This window comes from Paenibacillus gorillae, from assembly GCF_000513275.1.
Lineage (GTDB): Bacteria > Bacillota > Bacilli > Paenibacillales > Paenibacillaceae > Pristimantibacillus > Pristimantibacillus gorillae.
The window spans coordinates 49405-68957 of record NZ_CBVJ010000102.1 but is presented as its reverse complement, the minus strand read 5'-3'; the positions used below and the strand labels follow the sequence as shown (position 1 = coordinate 68957).

Sequence of the window (19553 nt, the reverse complement as noted above, 5' to 3'; positions counted from 1 at the left end):
CTTCGCTCTGGCAAGAGCATGACCTCGCAGCCTCTGTGGAGCGAACTTTTCTTCGCAAAAGTAGCGAAACAGGTTCGCTCCCAGTAGCATTTGAGCAGCACCAGCACCAGCACCAGCACCAGCACCAGCACGGAGCACCGTCACCGGGCACCACGGCACCTGGCCGCACACAGCCTGCGCGCCAAGCGCCGCACATCGCCTGCGCACCTGGCCGCACCTGGCCGCACATCGCCGCCCCGGCAAGTACCGTGCAATCTCCACTCCCTACTTATCCGGCGACGGCTGGAATCGGTAAGCGCGCGGGCTGACGCCGTGGAAGGCGCTGAAGTGGCGGGTGAACGGATGGATGGAGGTGTAACCCAGCCGTTCGGAGATGGCGGTCACCGAGAAGTTCGTTTCCACGAGCAGATGGGCTGCTCGTTTCATCAACAGCCGGTGGCGGTACGCGTTTGGCGTAAACCCGGTTTCCCGCAAAAACAGCGAATGGAAGTAAGAGCGCTTCAAGCCGCACATCGCTGACCACTCCTCCACCGAGGCTCGCGTCTCAGGATGCTCATCTAATTGCGCCAGCAGTTTGACGATGCGGAAGTCGCTAGGCTGATGAGTATGAATGACGTTGTACCAGCTTAGCATCCAGGCGTACAACAGGCTGTTGACGAGCTCTGCGTGGTAATAGCGCGTATCATCAAACTGCTTGGCAAGTGTAACGAAGGAATCGAACAGCCAAGGGTAAGGCTGCAGCGAGAAGCGGCTGGGCAGCGAATCCAGCTCCGGGCATGGTTCGGTGACGGAGCGGGTGTCGAATGCAAACGGCTCCGGCGCATGAACAAACATCCGGTTGAGCGACACCGGGTTTGGCGCGCCTTCCCACATATCGCAATACAGATTATAGGAGGACAAGGGTTGTCCTTTTTGAACGTGAAAAGCATGAGGCTCGCCCGGACGCAAAAAGATAAGCGTTCGCCGGTCGATCGGGTACAGCTTCCCGTTCACTTCCATTTCTCCAGGCCCGTCCACGAACAGATGGAACGCATAGACATTGCAGACCCGCAGCTTCTCGTTTAAGCCACCTTCATAGAGGTAACGCATGGAATCGCCGACATAGGGCTTTAATTCATTAAGTGGTTTCATTTTCGGTTCCCCTGCCTTTGCTTCGTTAGCTTGACCACTAGGTAAAATATTTTAAAAAAGTTTACCGGACTAATCGTCAACTAATTGGACTAGCAAACAAATACGTCTTTTTTTATCAATGTTACAATAGTGGCGCGATTTGCGAAAGGGCTTTCACCATTACGATGAGAGCAGGAGTCAACACCGGAGAGGATGATTACGATGAAAATGACATATACACAGCCGGCAAGCGGCTGGAAGCAAGGGCTTCTGCTCGGCAACGGACAACTTGGAGCGGTTCTGCACGGCGGCATTGTCAGCGAGACATGGAATATGACCGAGGTGACCTTCTGGTCAGGCAAGCCGGAGCGTTTCGGCGGATCGCCGGATGCAAGAGAGAAACTGGCGGAGATGCGCGAGGCGTTCTTTAGCGGCGATTATGTCAAAGGAGACAAGCTGGCGGAGCAGCATTTGGAGCCAAGCAAGGGCAACTTTGGCACAAATCTGTCGTTATGCGACATTCTAATCAGCTACGGAGACGAGGGCAGCGAACTGGTTCGCGAGCTGAATCTGGAACGGGCCATCGCAACGGTATCGTACCGCAGCAGCAACAGCGGAGCAGCCATTCGCCGTGAAACATTCACAACGCATGCGGATGGAGTTCTCGTATCCCGCATTAAGGGCGACCGCGCGGGAAGCCTGTCGTTGAAGCTCCGCTTACAGGGTAGAACGAGTACATTTGATGCTTGGTTAGAGGAAGAGAACAAGCTCGTTTTCCGTACACAGGCTACGGAGGACATCCATAGCGACGGCACTTGCGGAGTATGGAGCGAAGGTGCAGTACAAGTTGCTGTCACGGGCGGAAGACTGCAAAGTGCAAATGGAGAGATCAGCATCGAGGAAGCGGACGAGGCCATCATTTATTTCGCCGTTGCCACTGATTATGACCGCAAGGATGACAGCTGGAAAGCCGAAAGCACGGAGCGGCTCAATGCTGCTCAGGCAAAAGGCTTTGACCGGCTCTTAGCCGATCATGTAGCCGATTATCAAGTGCTCTACCATCGCGTCGCTCTCGATCTCGGAGAGACAGCTGAGTTTGCGGCACTTCCGACCGATGAGCGTGTACGCCGCCTGCGGGCGGGCGATTCTCGTGACACTGGCCTTATCGCATTGTTTTATCAATATGGGCGTTATCTGACGATTGCCGGGTCGCGGGGCGATTCCAGACTGCCGCTGCACTTGCAGGGCATATGGAATGACGGCGAAGCCAATGCGATGGCGTGGAGCTGCGACTATCATCTTGACGTCAACACGGAGATGAACTATTACCCGACGGAAATTAGCAACTTGGCGGAGTGCCATGTACCGCTCATGAACTATATCGAGAAGCTGGCTGCTGCGGGACGGTCTGCTGCGGAAGACTTTTACGGCTGCGAGGGCTGGGTTGCGCATGTATTCTCCAACGCATGGGGATTTGCTTCACCGGGCTGGGGAAGATCCTGGGGGATGAATGTAACTGGCGGCCTCTGGATTGCGACTCATCTGAAGGAGCATTACGAATATGGCAAGGAGCGCGAGTTTCTATCGAGGCAAGCCTATCCGGTTATGAAGGAAGCCGCGCTGTTCTTCCTTAACTATATGGTGATTCATCCGAAATACGGCTGGCTCGTAACAGGGCCGTCGAACTCCCCGGAGAACAGCTTCTACCCGGGACCGCCTGAGCAAGGGGAGCAGCAGCTTTCCATGGGCTCGACAATGGATCAGATGCTGGTGCGGGATTTGTTCGTCTTCTGTCTGGAGTCGGCAGAACTGCTGCAAGCCGATCCGGAGCTGCAAGCAAGGCTTAAGACTGCCATTGAACAGCTGCCGCCGCTGCAAGTCGGCAAACGCGGCCAATTGCAGGAGTGGTTGGAGGATTATGCGGAAGCGCAGCCGCAGCACCGTCATTTCTCCCATATGTACGGCATCTATCCGGGCAACCAGATTACGCCGGAGCACACGCCGGAACTTAGCGCCGCGATGCGGCAGACGCTGCTTGGGCGTATGCTGGTCGACGAGCTGGAGGACATTGAGTTTACAGCCGCATTGTTCGCACTGGGCTTCTCCAGGCTGCATGACGGCAATCAGGCTGTGAAACATGTCCGGCATCTGATCGGCGAGCTTTGCTTCGACAATCTGCTGTCCTATTCCAAGCCGGGCGTAGCCGGCGCAGAGACGAATATTTTCGTCATTGACGGCAACTTCGGCGGAACGGCTGCGATTGCCGATATGCTGCTGCAAAGCCATGCCGGCTCTATTCATCTGCTTCCTGCTTTGCCGGCAGACTGGTCCAACGGTTCCTATGAAGGCTTGCGTGCAAAAGGAAATGCCGAAGCATCAGTCGTATGGAGCGGCGGCAGCTTGACAGAAGCAATCATCACGGCGTACTCCGATCTGGAGACGATCGTGAAATGCGGCGGCAGCCAAATTAATCTGCAGCTAGAAGCGGGCAAACGTTACCGTTTAGACGGTCAATTGCAGCTGATCGACATTTCAGCCGCCTAACATAACGGAACAAACAAGCATCCAATCAAGCCGCCAAAGGGAGAGCTGCACCGCAATCAGAGGGTGCCAAGCTCAAACTTTGGCGGTTTGTCGTATCGTTCGTTAAATATTGGGATTGTTCCGGCCTCTTCTCTGTTTTACATTGGAAATGCACTTTGTAAGCGCTTCATAATTTTAAATAGCGAACAGGAGGCATGAAGTAATGAGAAGAAAACATTGGGCATTGTCGGGCAAAGGCTTGTTCCTATTGCTGACGGCAGTGCTGCTTGTCCAGACGGCGTTTTTCGCACCGGGTCAATCCGGGCGTGAAATTTATGCGGCAAGCGCAGACACGGATGCGACGGCAGCGGTACAGGCCGCAGCCGGAAGCTATTCGTATGAAGCTGAAGCGGCGGTGAACACGTTGTCCGGCAAAGCGGAGATTAAAGCTTGCGGAGAAGCCACCGGCTGCTCTGGCGGCCAAGTGGTCGGCGGGCTATGGGGCGGTTCATCGTTGACATTCAATGAGATTACTGTGGAAACAGCCGGCGTATATACGCTGACGGTACACTATATTTCAGGCGACCCGAGGTCATTTGGTGTTAGCGTCAATGGCGGCACGAAGGATCATTATGATCTGCCAAAGACGGCAGACTGGGATACGCTTGGCGTTTACGAGCTTGAAGTTGAACTGAAAGCAGGAGCGAATACGATTCTCTTGGACGACGAAGGCGGCTACTCGCCTGATATCGACCGAATCGACCTCCGCTTATCTGATAACGGCGGTCCTGGCGGTCCTGTTAAAGGTACGGTTTATGAGGCTGAAGCCTCCAATAACGTGCTGACAGGCAATGCTGCGGTAAGCGGCTGTTCTGCGGCAACTGCCTGCTCGGGCGGCCGTAAGGTAGGCAATCTGTGGGGCGGGTCGACGCTGCAGTTCCGCGATATAATGGCGGAGAAAGCTGGCGTGTACAAGCTTAGCATTTCTTATATTTCTGGTGATCCCCGCCCGGTATCGATCTCTGTCAATGACGGCGCATCGGAAAACTATGCGCTGCCAAAAACGGAAAACTGGGACACGCTTGGCGTATTCACGCTAGAGATCGAATTGAAAGCCGGAGCAAACACGATTACATTCAACGATGACGGCGGCTGGTCGCCGGATATCGACAAGTTGGAGATCGCCGCTGCTGGAGGCGGAGGCGAAGATCCGGGTCCGGTGGACAACATCGGTGTAATCGGCAAGGCGCTTGGTTCGGACAAGTACGGCTCCATTAAAGTAACGAAGCATGAGAAGGGAGCAACTTTCGTTTCCCGCTCCTACAGCATTACATTCAATACGGAGTCCGGTCTGGCTGCATACGCCTGGAACGGCAAAACGCTTGTGAAGGGCGCATATGCCAGCGCTCAGCTTGAAGACAAGCTGCTCGACAGCCGTCAATACAGCGAGCACAGCTTCACATTGAACAATGTGGAGAAAATTAAGGACGGGCATGGCAAGGGCGTCCGTATTACAGTCGAGAACCGCAGTGAAGGCTTGCCTGTAATGAAGCAAATCTATCAGCTGTATGAGGATCAGTCTTACTTCCTCGTATCCCAGCAGGTAGTCAGCAGCGGTGCTGCGGTGAGCTCCAATGATATGGCTCCGCTCGTTGTGAACGCTAGCGGCGGCGTCGATATCGGTACAGGCGGAGACAATCGCGTACTGATTACGCCATTCGACAACGATATGTGGTCGCGTTATCAGGCCCGTACGATCAATACGGCGTTGAACAACAACAACTACATCAGCTCGGAAATGACGGCGATCTATGACAACAACAGCCGCAGCGGACTTGTTATTGGCTCCGTTACGCATGATGTGTGGAAAACCGGCATCTACTGGAGCGGCTCGAACGACAAATTGAACAAGCTGAAAGTATACGGCGGCTTTACGTCGCTCACTTCGACTCATGACACGATCGATCACGGCAAAGTGTCGGGCCAGACGATTACTTCTCCGCAAATTGCAGTCGGTTATTACAACGATTACCGTGACGGTCTGGAGAATTATGGTGAAGCGAATGCAGCAGTTGCTCCGCCGCTCAAGTTCCAGAAAGGCGTGCCTTCCGGCGTACCGGTTGGCTGGAACAGCTGGGGCGCTTACGAAAGCTCGCTCAGCTACGATAAAGTTGTCGAGGTATCCAATTTCTTCAAAGAGAATCTGAAAAAGTCGTTTACGAACGACGGCACCGTATACATTAACATGGACTCGTATTGGGACAACCTGTCCGAGCAGCAGCTTCGCGATGCGGTGAAGGTTATTCGTAAAAACGGGCAAAAAGCAGGCATCTACTACGGCCCATTCGTCTATTGGGGCGATAATATGTCGCAGCCGGTAGAAGGTACAAACGGCAAGTATACGTACGGCGACATCGTGCTTCGCGATGCGGCGGGCAACATTTTGCCGAAGGTGGACGGCGCTTACGCGATCGATCCGACACATCCAGGCTCGCAGCAGCGCGTCGAATACGTATTCAAAAAGTTCCTGGACTACGGCTTTGAATATATTAAAATCGACTTCCTGACGCATGGCTCGTTCGAGGGCAAGCATTATGATCCGAAGGTGCAGACGGGCATTCAAGCGTACAACCAAGGAATGGCGCATATCAATAAGACGCTTGGCGGCAAAATGTTCATCAGCGCCTCCATCGCGCCGATGTTCCCGAGCCAGTATGCGCATGCGAGACGTATTTCCTGCGACATCGATGGTACGCTTGGCCGCACGGAATACCAGCTTAACAACCTGACTTACGGCTGGTGGCAGAACGGAACGATCTATGCGTACACCGATCCTGACTATATGACACTGGCTAAAGGCGGCTCTTACAACGCAGCGCAGACGCGGGTTAACTCCGCAGCTATTTCCGGTACGGTGTACATGAACTCCGATGACGTTAGCAATGTGGAGACGCAGAAGCTGATGAAATCGCTGCTGACGAATAAAAGCGTGAATGAAATCGCGCTGATCGGCGAAGCGTTCCGTCCGGTTGAAGGCAACACAGGTACGGCTGCAGCAGACGTATTCGTCCTGCAGGACAAAAAGGACTACTACCTCGCGGTATTCAATTACACGAATGATGCAGCGGCGAAAACAATCGACCTGAAGCGGGCACTTGGCGTCTCCGCTACAGCTAAGGTGGAGCTGACAGACGCTTGGACAGGTGCGAAGGTTGAAGCGAAGGACACCCTCCAAGTGAATCTTGAAGGCGCACAATCGAAGCTTTATAAGGTAAAGGTGAAAAAGTAAGACTAGCAGCCACATGAAACAGCCAGCATACCGGTTACCGGTCTGCTGGCTGTTTTTCTTCTTGATGATATAAACGCTTCACTTTACTTCCCCGGAATCCGAATCGTAACCGTCGTCCCGATGCCTAGACGGCTGTAGATCGAGACGCCGTAGGAGTCACCGAACAGCAGCTTGATCCGGTTGTCGACGTTGCGGACGCCGTACCCGGACAACTTGTCGTCGCTTTGCGGCAGATCCCGCTCGTTCGGCATCCGCATGCCCATGCCGTCGTCGATGACTTTTAGCAGAATGTCCTGTCCGTCGCGGCAGGCCCGGATAATAATATTGATGCCATGCTCATGATCCCATATCGCATGATTGATGCAATTTTCCACAAAAGGCTGAAGCGTGAGCTTCACGATCGGGCAAGGCAGCACGGATTCATCGATATCATAATGGACCCGCAGCAGATTGGCGAATCGCACCTGCTGGATGGATACGTAGTAGCGGGTAAGCTGGATTTCCTCATGCACCGAAAGCGTGTTTTTGCCTTTATTGAGTGAGATGCGGTAAAACTTCGCCAGATCGGTCACCATCTTGTTCATTCGCGGATCAGCGTTCCGAATGGCCAGCGAAGAAATCGAAGCAAGCGAGTTGTAGAGAAAATGCGGGTTGATCTGTGCCTGCAGAACGTTCAGCTCTGCCTCCCGCTTATCAATTTCCTTCATATAGACATCGGAGATCAGCGCGCTGAGCCGCTGGCCCATCCTTCGCAGCGCATTGCCGATCTGGCCAATCTCGTCACGTCCGAGCGGCCGGATGTCAGTGAGCTCGAATTCTTCCTTTTCGATGCGCCGCATCATGCCAAGGAGCGTCTCCACCCGTTTTGTGAACAGCCTCGCGGTGACATAGATCAGAAGCGCCATTACAGCCAGGCTGGCTACCGCATAGATCAGAATTCGCTTGGCAGTCAGGTTCGCCTTAGACAGGAAGCTGCTGTACGGGATGACCGAGACGCTCTTCCAGCCGTATTTGGTCGTATTGTAGACGACTAGCACCAATTCCCCGTTATACGTGCTGTCGAACTGGCCGTTCATATCCTGAGGAAACTTGTCAGGCAAATCGATAGGTTGGTTCAACAGCGTCTTATCTTTCGCAGACATGACGATTCCTTCTTCATTGATAATCAGTACCGTTTTATCCTCTGACTCTTTCTCCATCAGCCGGAAAATATCTGACTCCAGAATGTTGATCGTCAGCACGCCATAAGGATTGTTCATGCTGCTAATATTCAGCATTCGCGATAGCGTGAACATCGGCGGCAGATCAGGCTCCGGCGGAGAAGTTACGAAGCGAACGTCCCCATAGCTGTCCCGCAGCGACTTGTAAGCAAGAGAATTGCGGAAATTCTCGCCCATTCTTTTAATAAACATACCGTCAGTAGGCAGTGTTTCATTGTTAATGTAGATCGTCATGGAATGAATATCCGGATTCGTCGTCAGCATGTTGACGAAGGAATTGTTGATATATTTGTACGCATCGACAAACAACGCCGGGTCCACCGAATAATCATTTGTCAAATAGGCGCGCATCGTCGAATCGAGATACAGCGTAGCAGACAGCTTCGTATACGTATCCAGCTTGTTCTCCAGGTTGGAATTGATTTGTGCCACGGTAGAGCCTGTATTGGCCACCATCTGAGCGGACAGCTCGCTGCGGATTGTCGTATAGGAATATAAGACAAAGAATAACAGGGGGAGAATGCCGCCAAGCAGGAACATGACGAACAGCTTCTCCCGCAGCCGCCAATTGTTTAAAGGGTTGATAAGCCAAGCGGCCAGTTTTCTCATCCGTTGATCACTCCAGCCTAAAGTTGCATTTTACGGTATTCATTTGGCGTACTCCCCTTATGCTTCTGAAACACTGAACAGAAATAGGAGACATTCTCATAGCCGACTTGGTGAGCGATTTCGCGTACCTTCAGGGAACGCTCCTTGAGCAGCTCCGATGCATGGTTCATGCGGACGCGGGTCAAATAATCGAGGATCGTCTCGCCTGTCTTTTCTTTAAATATAGTCCGTACATAGTTCGGAGACAAGTAGACCTCTTTCGCAATATCCTCAACCGTAATCGGAAGATGATAACGCTCTGCAATCAGCTTCGTGATCTGGCCGGCTACGGACTGATAACGGTCCGCGTCGCGAGCTCCTGCAGCCTTCAGAAGCGCGCTGCAGAAGCGCTGCGCATACGCGTTATAGTGGGCGATTGACGGCAGCAGGGACAGCTCCTTCCAATGATCGGCGAGCAGCTGGTCACGCAGCGGACCAGCCATTAATGAAGTGAAATGCTGCTCAAGCGCCGTAAGCAGTTGAATGACTGCACGAACGGCGAAGTTGCGCTCGACCCGCTCCTGGCGCATGACGGCGAACCAATCATCCAGCGATTGTCCAGCACGCTCAGCGTCGGTGCCCTGAATAGCAGCGATCAGCGCTGCTGCAGCTTGATCCACGGGCATGTCAGTCTGCTTCACGGCTTCCGGACTGCCTGGCATAATAACGGAGCCAGCCTGGCGGTACAGCTTTTCATCATTGCAGCGCTGTGACTGCTCGAAAGCCTCCTTCAACAGATGGAATCCTTTATGTGGGCCGGATAGGCCAATCGTCACGAAAGACTCGCCTTCCACCGTTAGGGTCAGCAGTTCTTCCCGAAGCAGCTCCCAATAGGCAGGGTCCCATTGCTGCGGTTTTCCTTGAAACAGCACAAACAGCGTATTGATCCCAGTCTCCAGCACAATTGCAGCATCCAGCCGCTGTCTGAGCAAGTCCCGTGCAGCTTCAGCCGCATCCGAGACTAATGCTCCCGATGGCGCTGGCGGTGCATCCGCCACTTCCGCAGCTTTACCTCGTAAGGCAGGAGGTTCAAATGTCATGTAAGCGGCTCCAAAAGATTGCTGGGCAGAGAAGCCGGATGCGCTTTTTTGCCCATTGGCGAATCCATTCCAGCCGGCGCTCCTCCGCAGGCTCACGGACGATGCGGAGCAGCAGCTTCTCCAGCTGCCAGCCGCCGCCTGCGCTGGCAAGCTGCTCTTCTTCGCATTTCTTTTTCACTTTCTCCAACAGTACAAGCAGCTCTTCCATATCAATGGGCTTCAGCAGATAACCTGCCGCTTCGATATTGAGTGCGGACTTAATATATTGAAATTCGTTATGTCCGCTTAAGTAAATGATTTTGACGCTCTTGTCGATCTGCTTCGCCCGCCGTCCAAACTCCAGTCCGTCCATAATCGGCATGCGCACATCTGTAACGACAATATCCGGCTTTAGTTCCGTGAGTTTGCCCAGCGCTTCCTTGCCGTTTCGGGCTGTCCCGACGACTCGAATGCCGGCCTGCTCCCAGGGAACGTATTGCTCCATCATCTCAAGCTCGATTGCTTCATCATCTACCAGCAGCACAGTGTACATGTTGGCACCCGCCTTTTCTAGAAGAAATATAACTCTATGATGTCTTTTTTATTAGTTTAACGGTAATGCCGCTATTCAACAATGGAGCAAAAGTAAGAGTGTGTGTTTCGAATATGAATCGTTAGATCTTATTATAGAACAGGTATTTTGCCAGGCCTATAATGAGAACACGAAGCAAATGAAAACGCAATCAATTCACGGGAGGCAACACGATGAACATGCAACCTAAAGCGCAACCTCAAGGAAGCGGGACGCTGGCCGTCAAGCGGAATAGAGGCGGACTGCTGGACAGATTGAAAGAGCAGCGGCTGCTTTACGTACTGATGCTGCCCGCGATTATCCTGACCTTGATGTTCTCCTACGTACCGATGTTCGGGCTGTATATGGCGTTCATTAATTATCAGCCGGGCGGCGGAACGTTTTTCGAGCAATTTTTTACGACAGACTTTGTAGGGCTGCAATGGTTCGAGTACTTCTTCACGAACGGTGACTTTGTAAGGATCATGCGCAATACGCTGGCACAAAGCTTCCTGTCGCTGCTATTCGGATTCCCGATGCCGATCATTCTGGCGCTTATGATCAATGAAATGAGAAACGGCTGGTTCAAACGGACGTTCCAGACGGTATCTTATATGCCGCATTTTATCTCTTGGGTTATCGCGGCGAATATCATCATTACGATGCTCTCGTCCGGCGGGGTTATCAACAACATCCTGACCGGCCTGCATATTATCGACGAGCCGATTCAGTTCATGCAGAAGGGACCGCTCTTCTGGTGGATTATCGCCCTATCGAATGCTTGGAAGGACATGGGCTTTAACGCCATTATGTATTTGGCCGCTATCTCGGCGATCAATCCGGAGCTGTACGAGGTGGCGAAGGTCGACGGCGCAAGCCGCTTGAAGCAGATGCTGCATATTACACTGCCATCCATCAAGCCGACGATTATCATTCTGGCTATTCTTGCAGTCGGCGGTATTCTGAATGCCGGCTTCGACCAGCAGTACCTGCTCCAGAACAACACGGTTATGCAATACTCAGAAGTCATCGATACGTATACGTACAAATACGGTCTGCAAAACGGCATGTTCTCATACGGTGCTGCCGTCGGTTTGTTCAAATCGGTCGTGGCGTTCATACTCGTCATCAGCGTCAACCAGATGGCTAAAAAAATGGAAGAACAGTCACTGTTCTAGAACAAAACGGAAGAGGAGAACACGCCATGGTGAAAGACAAAAAAGATTTTCTCTTTATGACCGTCGTTTACGCGTTTATTGTTGCGATATTTATTGTTACATTCTATCCGTTCTGGAATATCTTCATTATTTCTTTGAACAGCGCGGAGGATACGCTGCGGGGCCATTTATATTTATGGCCGAGGGAGTTCAGCTTAGCGAGCTACAAGCAAATATTGACGGACAGCGAAATATGGATGGCTATTCGGATCACGCTGCTTCGGACGCTCATCGGCACGCCGCTTGCCGTCATCACAATCAGCATGCTATCCTTTGCACTCAGTAAAAAAGAGCTTGTCGCAGGCCGTTTCTGGACGCTGTACTTCGTCTTCACGATGTACTTTGGCGGCGGACTTATCCCTTACTACATGGTGCTCAAAAGCTATCATCTGATCGACAACTTCATGGTTTTCGTCGTACCAGGCTTGATGAACGTGTTCTATATGATCATCGTTCGGACCTTTATGCAAGGACTGCCGCAGGAGCTCGATGAATCAGCGAAGATGGACGGAGCGAACTACCTCCAGATCTTCTTCCGCATCATCCTGCCGCTGACGACGCCAGTGCTGGCGACGATCGGATTGTTTACGGCAATCAGCCACTGGAATTCCTGGTTCGATTCGTACGTGTTCACTTACAATCCGGATTTGAAAACGCTGCAAGCCGTACTCGTCAAAATTCTGAACCAGTATCAGACGGGCTCCATGGTCGGTGACGCGCAGGCAATGGCAAACTCGGCTAAACGTATGGCGGTATCGCCGGATACGATCCGTATGGCGGCGACGATGGTTGCAACGCTGCCGATCATTATGGTCTATCCGTTCCTGCAAAAATATTTCGTGAAAGGCATGACACTGGGCGCAGTTAAGAGCTAATCTGCCGTCCTTCTAGATTACTTGCAGGAGGTGTTGCGGTCGGCCGGATGAATGCCGAACAGTCTTTTCGATAAGCATACGATTATGAATAAGGGGGATTTTTGGATGAACGCAAAAAAATGGATGCTGTCTCTGCTGACAGCGGTAATGTTGATTTCCTTATTGTCTGCTTGTGCTTCGAATTCATCAAATAAACCGAGCAACACGGGTACGGATAAGCCGAATAGCGGTACAGAGGGCGGCACGAAAGAGCCAAGCACGGACCCCATCAAGATTACGTTTTTCGATAAAAACACAGGAGATAAATTCGATAACGCCATCGCGAAAGAAATTACAAAGCGCACAGGTGTAACGATCGAAATTCAGCAGCCGACAGGCAATCCGACGGAGAAGCTGAACCTGATGCTGGCCAGTGAGGACTTGCCGGACATGATTATGTTCGACCGCTCCAGTGACCTGGTTGCGAAATACATTGAAGCGAAAGCAATCGTTCCATTGAATGATCTGATCAGCCAATACGGTCCGGACGTAACGACTATGTATGGCGACGTATTGAACAAAACGCGTTATAAAGACGGCAACAACTACTACCTGTCCAACTGGTATGGCTTGGAGCATGAACCGGTATTCGGCTTCAATATGCGCAAGGATATCGTGAAGGAACTGGCACCGGATAAAGCGGAAGGCGGCGTTCCATTCACACAAAGCGAGTTCAAGCAGCTGCTTGTTGATTTCAAAGCGAAATATCCGCAAATCGACGGCAAGAACTCCATCGCTCTGACGATGGACGGCGAGAACTGGGGCGGCACGATGGGTACTTTCAAAGGCATGTTCGGCCTGTCTGGCTACTATGAGCATGACGGAAAGCTCCAATATGATGTGAAGGATCCGAAATATAAAGATATGATTCTGTACATGAATGATTTGTACCGCTCCGGCCTGATGGACAAAGAATGGGCGATCAACAAACGTCAAGTATGGGAGCAAAAAATCGCGACAGGCACAATTCTCTCGTCGACCGGCGCATACTGGGATCTGGGCAACTCCAACACGATCCTGAAGAAAGACAAAGGCGAGGAATCGCAGCTGTTCGCTTATAAAGTAGTTGCAGACGGCGTTGATCCTGCAAAAACAACATTCGGCGGCCGCAGCTCCTTGGGCTGGGATGCGATTGCGATCACGAAGAAGAACAAAAATCCGGAACGCACTATGCAATTCATTAACTTCCTTGCTAGTGAAGAAGGTCAATACTTGCTCATGTGGGGTATTGAAGGCACGCACTGGGATATGAAGGACGGCAAGCATGTGCCGCGTCCAGAAACACTGCAAGCGTTCAAAGACGACTGGGCTGCTTATACGAAAGAAACAGGCATTCGCAAATGGACTTGGTTTATTAAAAACGGACCAGGCGCAGACGGCACGCCGTACGACCTTCCAGGCCGTTACGAGCGTTCGCCAATTGATAAAATGGCGATCAAAAACTTGTCGGACACTATTTATGATACCGCAATCTACGATGGTCTGAACCCGCAAGGCGGAACGCCGGAAGCGTTGAATGAGCAAAAAATCAACGACATCACGAAGCAAGCTTTGACGAAAGCAATCATGGCTCCTTCTGCTGAAGAATCAAGCTCGATTTTTGACAAAATGCTTTCCGATATGAAAGCTGCTGGCGACGAAAAAGTCGAAGCGGTCTACTCGAGCAACTATGCAGCACGCAAAGAGCTGTGGAACTAATCGCATAACCGGATTTGCCGAGAAGGCCAGCTGAGCTGGCCTTTTCCTTTCATTGGATAATAGAGCAAGGTAAAATGAGCATGAGAACCAATAGCAGAATGGGAGCGGATGAAATCATGACGACCGATATTGGACAATTCAAGCTGGAGCAAGCATCCGGAACGTTTACGGCAGACAATGGCCTGCTGAAAGTGACGGCGAATATGGAAGAGGGCACACTGGCGCTCGCCTGGAAGGACGGACAAACGATGTCCGGCCTCTATGCGGAAGCCCGTGTGGGCGCAGAAATCGCCCGCTCTTCCTACTATGGGACGCATTCCGTTCCAGAAGCATCGGTGCAGGCAATTGAGGACGGCTTCGGAGAAGGGCTCCGATTCAGCTTTGAGCATACGGAACCGGGCAAGCCGGTACTGCGGCAGCTAATCCGTCTGTATAAAGACTTGCCTTACGCATTGATTGAGCTGGAAGCGGAAGCTGAGCAGGAATGGGAGACGAATGAGCTGACTCCGCTTGCCTCCTACCTGAATGATGACGGCTTGCTTGATTTCGGAGACGGCTCTAAAGAGGAGATACGCTCGCTGTTCATTCCGTACGACAATGACAAATGGGTACGGTTCGGTTCCCAGGCGAATCCTGGCAGCGTACGCAGCTATGAAGTAACGGCTATTTACCGGGCGGAATCCCGCCGCGGCTTCGTCATTGGCTCGGTTACGCATGATACATGGAAAACAGCTATCGACGTGGAAGGAACCTTCTCCGAAGCGATTGGCCGTCTGCGGGTATTTGCCGGCGCAGCGGATCTGCAAACCCGCGATACCGTACCGCATGGCTCGCTGCGCGGCACGTCCATCGTATCGCCGACGATCTTTGTAGGCGCATACACGGACTACCGCGAAGGGATGGAAGCTTACGGCGGGGCTAATGCGGTCATTCAGCCTGCGCTTACATGGTCCAGCGGCGTTCCGGTTGGCTGGAACAGCTGGTCGGCCGTTATGGCGAAGCTCGATTATGAAGTATATACCTATACATCTGATTTTTTTGCCAAAGAAATTCAAGGAGACGGCTTTGCTGACTTTGAAGGCAGCCTGTATGTCAACTTCGATGCGTTCTCGGACAATTTGAAGGAAGGCCAGCTTGAGGATGCTGTTCGCCGCGTGAAGGCAAATGGCCAGAAACCGGGGACGTACTATACGCCGTTTGCGTTCTGGGGAAGCGACCCGGACACACCGGTGGAAGGTACAGACGGTACTGTGCTGTACCGGGAAATTTTGCTGAAGGACGCGGCAGGCAAACCGCTGCCGAAGCTCGACGGCGCATTCCCAATCGATCCGTCGCATCCGGAAGCGATCGCGCGCATTATGCGCAAGCTGGATGAAGTCACTTCAATCGGCTTTGAGTATTTGAAGATGGATTTTCTGGCGCATGGCGCGATGGAAGGCGTGCATTACGATCCGTCTATCCGCACTGGTATTCAAGCCTATAACTACGGCATGGCAGCCATTGCGGAAGCGCTTAGTCCTGAACGTCTGGGCCGTCCGTTCCTGATCAATCTGTCAATCGCGCCGCTGTTCCCGCATGGCTATGCGCATAGCAGACGCGTTTCCTGCGATGCATTCGGCACAATTGCCGATACGGAATATATGCTGAACGCACTCACATACGGCTGGTGGATCAGCGACAATCTGTACCGCTTCAATGATCCGGATCACATCGTGTTGTATAAGAGCGACAACCAACGGGCAATCTCCGAGCATGAAGGGCGCAGCCGCTTGAATTCAGGCGTTATTTCCGGCACGTCGCTGCTGCTTGGCGACGACTACCGGATGGAGGAAGCGGCCAGCCGTGCGAAGGCATGGATGACTAACAAAGAGGTTATGGCGCTGGCGAAGCGCGGCGAGACGTTCCGTCCGGCGGAAGGACGCAGCGGCACAGGCGGCGAGGATCTTTACTCGCTGGATGGCGATGGCGGCACCTATATTGCTGTCTTCAACTTCGACGAAGTGAACGGCAAGTCAAAGGCAATCGACTTGTCCCGAGTTGGCATCAATGGCTCGAAGGGACTGACGGTTCGCGATCTGTGGAGCGGCGAGTCCTACAGCCTGCAGCCGGGTGCAGCGGAGCATGTTCTGGCGCTGGAGCCAGGGGAATCGAAGCTGCTCTTCTACGTCTAGGTCACTAGAAGAAGCTATATTCATACGAAGAAACGGCTCCTACCGGCCGGCATTCGCCGGAAGGAGCCGTTTCTTTTTTTATTTTTAAAGGCAAGGAAACTGTATTATAATACAACCATCTTTAAGAATGAACGAAATGTAAGCGATTAACCTGGAGGTGGCAGAGATGGGAGACAGGATGAACGCCGTGCAATCCGGCAAAATCGTACCGCATACGCTAAAAGGCCGGCTGGCGCTCGTTCTTGTACTTGCTACGGCTATTCCAATCGTATTGATCGGGCTGGTGTCGTATTATTGGATTTACGATATTCAGATCGGCCGCATCGGACAGGATATACAGAATCAGGTGGAACGGGAACAGCAGGAGATGGAGAAGCGGCTCGACGAGCTTGGCCGTGTATCGCAACTGCTTGTGGGCGAAGGCGGGATCGGACAGGACGTCATGACGTTCATTTCCTCCAAGGATGCTTATGAGAAGACGAGGCTCTACGATAAAATACTGCAGTCGACCTCGAACATTAATTTTGCGAATCCAAGTCTGGGCGTTATGCTCTACTATGCTCCGACGTACAAGGACCCGTTCTTATTTCCTAATATGAAGGTGGAGCAGGAGCTGCTGCTGCATCCGGGGCAGACGATGTATTCCAAAAACAAGTTCGAATATTACGGCCCCCATCCCTCCGTCCGCGTCTACAACAAAGTGCTGGTGCTTTCGCTGTGGCGGGAAGTGGAGAACGAGGAGGGTATGCCGCTGTCGATCTATATCGAGCGGGATATTTCGGATTTGATGATCGCAAGCCGTCCGGGGGACATTCTCGTCAGCAGCTCGGGACAAGTGCTGTACAGCCATAGCGAATCGCCTTACAAGATCGGCGAGGCATACGGGGAACCTCCGGAGGAGACGAAAGCTTTTGCCGCGACAAGCCGGAACGGATGGACGTATATTCACTTTGTTCCGCTTGGCGAGTACAACCGTGAAATTAATAAATGGTTTTATCAGTTCATTGCGATTGCCCTGCTCTCGCTGCTTATCGGCTTTCTGCTGGCTTGGTTTATATGGAAAATGGTATACGGACCGATTCGGGTCATCAATCGCGAGATTCATCATTTTCAGATCGGGCAGGGGAATGAGTCACGGAAGCTGGCAACGACGGGAACGGTTGAGTTCGATAACGTCTTGAACAACTTCGAGAACATGAAAAACCGGATTATGGAGCTTATAGCGGACATTGAGGAGAAGGAGAAGCGCAAGGGCCAGCTTGAGGTAGAGAAGCTTCTCGTGCAGATCAATCCGCATTTTTTGCATAACACGCTTAATACGGTGCAATGGCTTGCCCGGATGAACGGGCAGAAGGATATTGCGAATCTTGTCGCCGTGTTTACAAGAGTGCTGCATTATAATTTGGGGAAAAAGAGCATTATCGTGACCGTCCGGGATGAGGTGCAGGCGCTGCGCGACTATATCGAGCTGCAAAGCATCCGGTATGACCATAAGTTTCAGGTTAACGTCCACGCGGAGGAAGCCGCTGATCCCATTGCGATCCCCCGGTTTATTATGCAGCCGCTGGTGGAGAACGCCCTGTATCATGCCTTCGACAATGAAGAGGGACAGATTGAGGTAACGATCCGGCTGGCTCCAGGGGACCGTATGCAAATTGTCGTTCGGGACAACGGGCAGGGCATTCCGCCGGAGCGGATGCATGAGCTGTTCGAGCTGGATGAGCAGCGGCAGCGAAGCGGTCTCGGCATTGGGCTGCGCTATGTGAAGAAGATGCTGGAAGTATACTACGGCTCTGAGGCGCTATTCTCCGTTCACAGCGCACCGGGAGAGGGAACGACAATCACGATCGACATGCCGGATCAGGTGAAGGTGGAGGAGTAGCGATGATTCAAGCCTATATCGTAGACGACGAGAGTCTCGTTCGCAAAGGGCTGAAAATGATTTTTCCGTGGGAGAAATACGGAATTGAAATTATCGGCGAAGCAGCTTCCGGCGATCGGGCGAAGCTGTATCTGCAGGAGCATCCGAATACGGTGCAGCTGCTCGTGACGGATATTACGATGCCGGGCATGACGGGGCTGGAGCTGATGCATTGGGTTAGGGAGTTTGATGCAAGTATCAAGATGGTCGTCCTGACCTGCCACCAGGATTTCGATTATATCCAGGAGGCGCTGCGTATCGGTGCGATTGACTACATCGTCAAGACGCAGCTGGAGACACAGGATCTCGATGAGCTATTGGAGCGGATTGCTGCTAAGGTGACGGAGGACAAAGCTCCGGCGGCCGCGGCACAGACCGGGACGGGTGCCACGACAGCGGCGTGGACGCGTGAGGCTTTCGAGAAGGGCTGGCTTCATCCCTTATGGGTATGGGAGGACGAGTCCTTCCAGCGGATGGTGGACATGCTGGCCGACGTGAAGGCAATCATACCGGAGGAATGGGCGGAGCAGGCTTTGCAGAAATGGAAGGCGCTGTTCCCGCAATTTCCGGGCTGGGGGCTGCTGCCAAGCGATGCTTCAGCTCTGAGGTCATGGCTGACCGATACCCGCTCCAAGCTGCAGCAGTGGCTGCGGCAGTCCGGCTATTCGGAGGATATGATTCACGGTATCTTGAAGGCGCTGGCTTATATGGATGCTCAGGCGATTGAAGATCTGTCGCAAAGCGGCATTTGTGCACAGGTGAACATTAGCAAAAGCTACTTCAGCCGGAGCTTTAAAGATATATTGCGCATCTCGTTCGTCCGCTACGTTCAGATCCGCAGCATTGAGGAAGCGAAGCGGATGCTGTCCGCGACGAACCATCCTGTCTACTGGATCGCCGAGCAGTGCGGATTTACCGATACGCGGTACTTCGGCAAAATGTTTAAGGAAATGACGGGTATGCTGCCTACTCAATATAGGCAAAGCCAGCATGCGGAAGCAGATACCAGCCGATCTTAAACATTGCTCCTTCCTTAAAAAGCTGCTATGACTCTTTTGGTCAATGACCGTTCCACTCATACGAAAGTGACTCTCACACCGTCCCCCTTCGCATTAGCCGGGGCGGTTTTTTGTTGTAAAGGTATGTTATTTTTGCACGAAAGCGATACTTGGACAAAAACATCGCAGGTGCCCGGCAAAAAATCCGCACACGGCGGGACGGGTACCGTTGCTATAATTAAGTCAGAAAGAAA

Annotated in this window: 13 protein-coding genes; 8 read left to right on the top strand and 5 right to left on the bottom strand. The window is 52.5% G+C overall.

Annotation, left to right across the window (positions count from 1 at the left end):
* A partial coding sequence (locus TY10_RS30560; RefSeq protein WP_155985972.1) for a hypothetical protein occupies positions 1–261 on the bottom strand: 261 nt, incomplete at its 3' end.
* Between the two features lie 3 nt (positions 262–264).
* The gene (locus TY10_RS19365; protein WP_042166998.1) at positions 265–1131 is read right to left on the bottom strand and encodes a helix-turn-helix domain-containing protein; all 867 of its coding nucleotides are present in this window, start codon (positions 1129–1131) and stop codon (positions 265–267) included.
* Positions 1132–1332: 201 nt separating this feature from the next.
* Between TY10_RS19365 and TY10_RS19360 the strand changes: the two genes are divergently transcribed.
* Positions 1333–3654 carry a glycoside hydrolase family 95 protein gene (locus TY10_RS19360; protein WP_337588371.1) on the top strand — a complete coding sequence of 774 codons (2322 nt, stop codon included), beginning with the start codon at positions 1333–1335 and terminating at the stop codon, positions 3652–3654.
* Between the two features lie 202 nt (positions 3655–3856).
* The gene (locus tag TY10_RS19355) at positions 3857–6922 is read left to right on the top strand and encodes a carbohydrate-binding protein (protein ID WP_042166994.1); all 3066 of its coding nucleotides are present in this window, start codon (positions 3857–3859) and stop codon (positions 6920–6922) included.
* Positions 6923–7005: 83 nt separating this feature from the next.
* Here the strand turns inward: TY10_RS19355 and TY10_RS19350 are convergent, their stop codons facing one another.
* The 3 genes from TY10_RS19350 to TY10_RS19340 are packed head-to-tail and all read right to left on the bottom strand — an operon-like array spanning position 7006 to position 10362.
* Positions 7006–8751: a sensor histidine kinase gene (locus tag TY10_RS19350; protein WP_042166991.1), complete on the bottom strand. Its 1746-nt coding sequence runs from the start codon at positions 8749–8751 to the stop codon at positions 7006–7008.
* A 17-nt stretch (positions 8752–8768) separates the two neighbouring features.
* Positions 8769–9830, bottom strand: a complete 1062-nt coding sequence (locus TY10_RS29040; protein ID WP_052350649.1) for a helix-turn-helix transcriptional regulator — start codon at positions 9828–9830, stop codon at positions 8769–8771.
* Positions 9820–10362 (bottom strand): response regulator, encoded by a 543-nt coding sequence (locus TY10_RS19340; RefSeq protein ID WP_042166990.1) that lies wholly within the window; start codon positions 10360–10362, stop codon positions 9820–9822. The genes TY10_RS29040 and TY10_RS19340 overlap by 11 nt, the downstream gene beginning before the upstream one ends.
* 212 nt (positions 10363–10574) lie before the next feature.
* On the opposite strand from TY10_RS19340, the gene TY10_RS19335 reads away from it, so the two are divergent.
* From TY10_RS19335 to TY10_RS19310, 6 genes are all read left to right on the top strand, one after another.
* Positions 10575–11558, top strand: a complete 984-nt coding sequence (locus tag TY10_RS19335; RefSeq protein WP_052350648.1) for an ABC transporter permease — start codon at positions 10575–10577, stop codon at positions 11556–11558.
* 26 nt (positions 11559–11584) lie between these two features.
* Positions 11585–12472, top strand: a complete 888-nt coding sequence (locus TY10_RS19330) for a carbohydrate ABC transporter permease (protein WP_042166987.1) — start codon at positions 11585–11587, stop codon at positions 12470–12472.
* Between the two features lie 105 nt (positions 12473–12577).
* Entirely contained in the window at positions 12578–14209 is a 1632-nt protein-coding gene (locus TY10_RS19325; protein WP_042167019.1) for an ABC transporter substrate-binding protein, read from the top strand.
* 74 nt (positions 14210–14283) lie between these two features.
* Complete coding sequence (locus TY10_RS19320) at positions 14284–16380, top strand: alpha-galactosidase (protein WP_155985971.1); 2097 nt, start codon at positions 14284–14286, stop codon at positions 16378–16380.
* Between the two features lie 166 nt (positions 16381–16546).
* Positions 16547–18262 (top strand): sensor histidine kinase, encoded by a 1716-nt coding sequence (locus TY10_RS19315; protein WP_042166984.1) that lies wholly within the window; start codon positions 16547–16549, stop codon positions 18260–18262.
* A 2-nt stretch (positions 18263–18264) separates the two neighbouring features.
* Positions 18265–19320 carry a response regulator transcription factor gene (locus TY10_RS19310; protein WP_042166982.1) on the top strand — a complete coding sequence of 352 codons (1056 nt, stop codon included), beginning with the start codon at positions 18265–18267 and terminating at the stop codon, positions 19318–19320.
* The last annotated feature ends 233 nt before the right edge of the window (positions 19321–19553 follow it).